General features: G+C 56.4%; 5 protein-coding genes. All 5 read right to left on the minus strand.

Annotated features, from left to right (window positions below; genetic code table 11):
- Window positions 1–167: 167 nt before the first annotated feature.
- Entirely contained in the window at window positions 168–758 is a 591-nt protein-coding gene (yihA, locus tag DW913_RS09845; RefSeq protein ID WP_006234871.1) for a ribosome biogenesis GTP-binding protein YihA/YsxC, read from the minus strand.
- 38 nt (window positions 759–796) lie between these two features.
- Entirely contained in the window at window positions 797–1,537 is a 741-nt protein-coding gene (gene mtnN / locus DW913_RS09850) for a 5'-methylthioadenosine/S-adenosylhomocysteine nucleosidase (RefSeq protein ID WP_117637019.1), read from the minus strand.
- Window positions 1,538–1,615: 78 nt separating this feature from the next.
- A complete protein-coding gene (locus DW913_RS10235; protein ID WP_255415065.1) occupies window positions 1,616–1,750 on the minus strand; it encodes a hypothetical protein in 135 nt (44 codons plus the stop codon).
- Between the two features lie 242 nt (window positions 1,751–1,992).
- A complete protein-coding gene (gene pflA, locus DW913_RS09855; RefSeq protein ID WP_117798374.1) occupies window positions 1,993–2,811 on the minus strand; it encodes a pyruvate formate-lyase-activating protein in 819 nt (272 codons plus the stop codon).
- Between the two features lie 187 nt (window positions 2,812–2,998).
- Window positions 2,999–3,853: a DegV family protein gene (locus DW913_RS09860; RefSeq protein WP_233542053.1), complete on the minus strand. Its 855-nt coding sequence runs from the start codon at window positions 3,851–3,853 to the stop codon at window positions 2,999–3,001.
- Window positions 3,854–4,198: the final 345 nt, after the last annotated feature.

Here is a 4,198-nt window from a genome sequence, read left to right on the forward strand (position 1 = left end):
TCTTCAATACAGACAATATCAGTGCGGAATGTTTTTAAGGGGATACCCTTGGGCGGCCCTACAGCAACGTGGTCGACGATGTCTATAGGAACCCACGCTTTGAAGGGGCGCCGGGCTGATGGTTTGGCTTTTTATTGGTGGGGGCCCTTACTGGGATGGGACCCTTACTAGAGGCAGGCCTCGGCGATGCGCTTTTTGAGTTCGTCGATGCCGGTGCCGGTCTGGGAGCTTGTGATGATCACGTTTTCGGCCGGGACGTTGAGCTGCTTTTTGATGGCTGCTGCCTGGCGGGCCTGCTGGGTGCGGCTGAGCTTGTCGGCTTTGGTGAGGCAGACGATAAAGTTGAACTCGTTGCCCTGTAGGTAGTCGATCATGTCGTGGTCGAGCTTGCTAGGGTCGTGACGAATGTCCACCAGCGAGACGACCAAGTTAAAGCTGCGCTCGGAGTCGAAGAAGTCGCCGATAAGCTCGGCCCAGCGGTCACGCTCGGCCTTAGAACGACGGGCGAAACCATAGCCCGGCAGGTCGACGAAGTGCACGTCGTCGGCCTCAAAGAAGTTGATGTTGCTCGTCTTGCCCGGCGTACTGGAAACCTTGACCAGGTTCTTGCGGCCAAAGAGCTTGTTCATAATCGACGACTTGCCCACGTTGGAGCGGCCGACAAAGCTCACCTCGGGGCAGGTGGACTCGGGAATCTGCGAAACCTTGCCGTAGCTGGCGACGAACTTGGCAAGCTGGTAGTTAATGGAATCGGCCATGGACACTCCTTGGTCGTAGGTTCTTACAAAAGAGCGCGCTATTGCGCGGCGGCAATGCGGCGGACGATATCGAGCGTGATATCACTTGCGACACGCGCATACTCGAACAGATCGAACTCTCGGTCGCAAATTGCATCGTACGCCTCGTCACAATTATCGCTGATAGCGCGCAACACCAGGCAATCGACACCATTTTTGGTTGCGACATGGGCAATTGCCGCGCCCTCCATGCCGACACAATCGGCATGCGTCGCCTCGATAGCGTCGTTGCGCATGGCGGCGCCCGTCACAAAGCGGTTACCCGTGGCAATCGTGCCGACCAGGAACTGTTTGGTGCCCTCGTTCGAAGCGACTGCATTTGTTGAAGCGTCAACGAACCCACGCTCAGCAAGCACGTCGACGGCAATATCGACCAGCGCGGGTGTCGAGCCAAACTCCTCGAGCCCCGGTGCGGACTCGGCGATAAGCGCGGTATCGGTATCCAGATAGCGTAGGCGTTTACCAATGACCACGTCGTCGATATGGAGCTTGGGGTTCAAACCGCCCGCAATGCCCGAAAACACAACAGCCTGCGGAGCATACTTGCTAATGAGGTGCTGTGTTGCAGCAGCGGCGTTCACCGTGCCCATGCCCGCCGTTGTGGCAACAACTGTCAGACCGTCGAGCTCACCGCTCACAACGGTCAAGCCTGCCTCCCGCGCCTCGCAAACGTCGCTCAGCTCTTCCTTAATCTGCATGATCTCTTTTTCGAGCGCACCGATAATCGCGATGGTAGCCATACCATTCCCCAAACCTATACGAAATTCTCAACCACGGTATGGTACCAGCATTTTGTTTGACCTCGCCAAACGAACACGCTAAGCCAGCGCAGCTCGCGTATCAAACAGCGCCTTTGCAATCGCGGCCGCAACCTCGCTCGAGTGGTCGCTCCACGGCATCGATGTCATGGCGCTCATGACATAGGTACGGCCATCGATGTCGATAGCAGGCATTTCTTTCCAAAGATATTCAGTCGCGTTTAAGGTGTCTCTAAACAATAAACAGGCGTTTCTATGCAAAAACACCGATTCCGTTGCGCATCTTTGCCCAAAACGCAGTTGCGGTGAAATAGTTCCTGTTTGGGCGGCATAAGCCGAAAAACAAGAACTATTCCACCGCAACTTGACGGGGCTCCCTAGCAATCAACTAGGTGCCCGGGGGCACTCATTTAAGTCTGTCCCCAATGAGTGCCCTGCTAGCCGATAGCGTTTTTGAGTTCGGCACGGCGCTTTTTCATGCCGGCCATGACGGCGTTGCGCAGCTCGGGCATGCGCGCGGTATCCATCTGGGGCACGCCCTCGAGCTTATAGGGAATACCCAGTTGCTCGTACTTGACGACACCCATCGTGTGATACGGCAGCATTTCCAGGCCCACCACGTTGTGCCATGGAGCGATCAGGCGACCGAGCTTCTCGCATTCCTCCGCCGTATCGGTGATACCCGGCACCACCACGTGGCGAATAACAACCTTAATCTTGCGACGGGCAAGCTCATCGCCAAACGCCAGGATGCGCGCAGGATCGCAACCGGTCAGCTTTTTATGCTCAACCGGATCGGCATGCTTGATGTCGAGCAGCACCATATCGGTCTCGTTGAGCACAGCGTCGAACTTCTCGGGGTGGTTGGGGTCAAACGCATATCCGCAGCTGTCTAGGCAGGTATGCACGCGGCCATCGGGGTTGTTGTGCATCACGCGGAACAGGTCGGCCAAAAACTCGGGCTGCAGGAGCGGTTCGCCACCCGAAACGGTAATGCCGCCGCTACGGTAAAACTCATGGTTACTCTGGAACTCGTCCATCAGGTGCTCGACGGTCACCATCGTGCCGCCGTTAACAGACCAGGTATCGGGATTGTGGCAATACGCGCAGCGCATGGGACAGCCCTGAACAAACACCACAAAGCGGATGCCGGGTCCGTCGACCGTTCCCATCGTCTCGATCGAATGCACGCGACCCAGGGCATACGCAGAGTCCTCGGGATGAGCATCCACACCCTCAAGCGTCATCTCAGCCATTCCCGCAACCTTGCCTCTCTTTGGTTTTTGTCAATTAAAATGCCAGAGCCATTCTAGCCCATACGCCTGATGGCGAAACGGTTTAGCGGTCAATTAGATCGTCCTATTTGACTCCACGCAAAAGCGGCGGGAAGGTTGTCACAACCCGCTCGCCGCCGAAGCAATAGAAATCGATAGACGCCAGGCCCTACGCCTTAAGCGTAAGCACCGCGCCAAAGGCGGTCGGGCCGCAGTGGCTCGAGATGACGCCGCCGACCTGAGTCCAGGTAACGTCCTTAAAGCCCAGGTCGTGCGCATAGACTTCCATATCGTCGCGCAGCTCCTCGGAAAGGCCCACCGAATACGCCAAGCCAATGTGCGAATAGTCGATCTCGCCCTTCTCAACCATGTGATCGATAAAGGCGCGGGCGCACTTGAGCATAGAGCCGCGGAACTTCTTGGTGGCCACGAACTTGCCACCCGTCACCTCGATACAGGGCTTAATCTTGAGCAAATGGGCGCCTAGGAACGCGACGTTGGACAAGCGACCACCCGCCTTAAGGAAGGCAAGGTCGGTAGGAACAAAGCCCAACAGCACGCGGTCCATGACTGAGTTCGTAAATGCAAAGATTTCGTCAACGGTGGCATCGGGGTGAGCCTCGATGTATTTGGCGGTCTCGACGACAACGAGCGACTGGCCTACCGAGACAAAGCGCGTATCCATGGAGTAGACGTAATCGCGCCCCTGGGCGGCGATCTTCGAGGACTGATGCGAACAGGTCGTGGCCTCGGAATATGCAAGATGCAAAATGGTCGCGTCGGGCTGTTCGGCATGGATGCGGTCGTACACGCGGGAGAAATCTGCCGGCGCACAGCCGCTGGTCTTGGGCATCACGCCAAACTCGTTGCAGCGCGAATAAATCTCGAGCGGATCGATCGAGCCGTCCTCGACAGTCTCGTCACCAATCGTGACATGCATGGGCACACGCACGATGCCGTAGCGCTCGCAAAGCTCTGGCGTTACATCCGAACCAGATTCAACCACGATTACGTACTTGCCCATTATCATCACGACCCATCTCGACATTGGCTTTTCAATACATGGCACGCGCCGCCGCACTGTTGCACAACGGCGTCCAAGCGCCAAAGAGACGCCGCCCTTTGCACATAACAAAGGACAGCGTCTCCCTGGAAAGCTCCGTGCTTATCTGAGATTCTACACGGTTTATTAAGGAGTGTTACTTATTCCGCAAACGGTAGCTATACGCGATAAACGGTAGCAAGCAAGAATCCAGAACGCTCAACCCATTAGGAGAGTTCCGCCTAAAGGGTGACTACACAGGACCCCGCCGGGCCGCTTTGGGTTACTTTCCAAAACATTCCGCACTGATATTGTCTGTATTGAAGA

It is taken from the genome of Collinsella sp. AM42-18AC, from assembly GCF_003467965.1.
Classification (GTDB): Bacteria; Actinomycetota; Coriobacteriia; order Coriobacteriales; family Coriobacteriaceae; genus Collinsella.